Raw genomic sequence first — 886 nt, 5'->3', positions numbered from 1 at the left:
ATCGTGCACGCCGGGGGCGACGCCACGGGGGCCGAGGTGCAGCGCGCGCTGCAGGCGGCGATCAGCGGGGCGACCGTCGTGCCGAACGCCTTCCTGCTCGACCTCGACCGGTCGGCGGACGGGACGGTGGTCGGGGCCACGGTCGCGCTGCTGGACGCCGGTGGGCGGGTGCGGTCGGTCGGCCGGGTGCACGCCCGGGCCACCGTGCTGGCTACCGGCGGGCTCGGGCACGTGTTCGCCAGCACGACCACCCCCGCCGCGGTGACCGGTGACGGGATGGCCGCCGCGCTGCGCGCCGGTGCGGTGCTGCGGGACGTGGAGTTCGTGCAGTTCCACCCGACCGTGTTCGCGGCGCCCGGGGGTGCTCCCGCCGGTCAGACGCTGCTGGTCTCCGAGGCGGTGCGCGGTGAGGGCGCGGTGCTCGTCGACGCCGCTGGGAACCGCGTGATGGCCGGGGTGCACCCGCTGGCGGACCTGGCCCCGCGTGACGTGGTCGCCGCCACCGAGACGGCCCGGATGGCCGAGCTCGGCGTCGACCACCTCTACCTGGACGCCCGCGGGCTCGGTGAGGACGTGCTCACCGCGCGGTTCCCGACCGTGCTGGCAGGCTGCCGGGCGGCAGGGGTCGACCCGGTGACGAGCCCGATCCCGGTGCGCCCGGCCGCGCACTACAGCTGCGGTGGCGTGGCCGCCGACCTCGACGGGGCGACGTCCCTGGCCGGTCTCTACGCGGTCGGGGAGGTGGCCTGCACCGGGGTGCACGGCGCGAACCGGCTGGCCTCGAACTCGCTGCTCGAGGGGCTGGTCGCCGGGTCGAACCTGGCCGGGCTGCTGCGCGCCGACCTGCCGCCGCGCCAGGCCGCGGACACGGTGGCACGGCACGCCG

At 77.4% G+C, this 886-nt stretch carries 1 protein-coding gene; it reads left to right on the top strand.

The window, feature by feature from the left end; all coding sequences use genetic code 11:
- Window positions 1-886, top strand: an 886-nt coding sequence (locus tag F2B26_RS16475) for an FAD-binding protein (protein WP_159811163.1), incomplete at both ends; no start/stop codon positions are given.

The organism is Cellulomonas citrea (assembly GCF_009829685.1).
Classification (GTDB): Bacteria; Actinomycetota; Actinomycetes; order Actinomycetales; family Cellulomonadaceae; genus Cellulomonas; species Cellulomonas citrea.
This window is presented reverse-complemented; position numbering and strand designations above follow the sequence as displayed.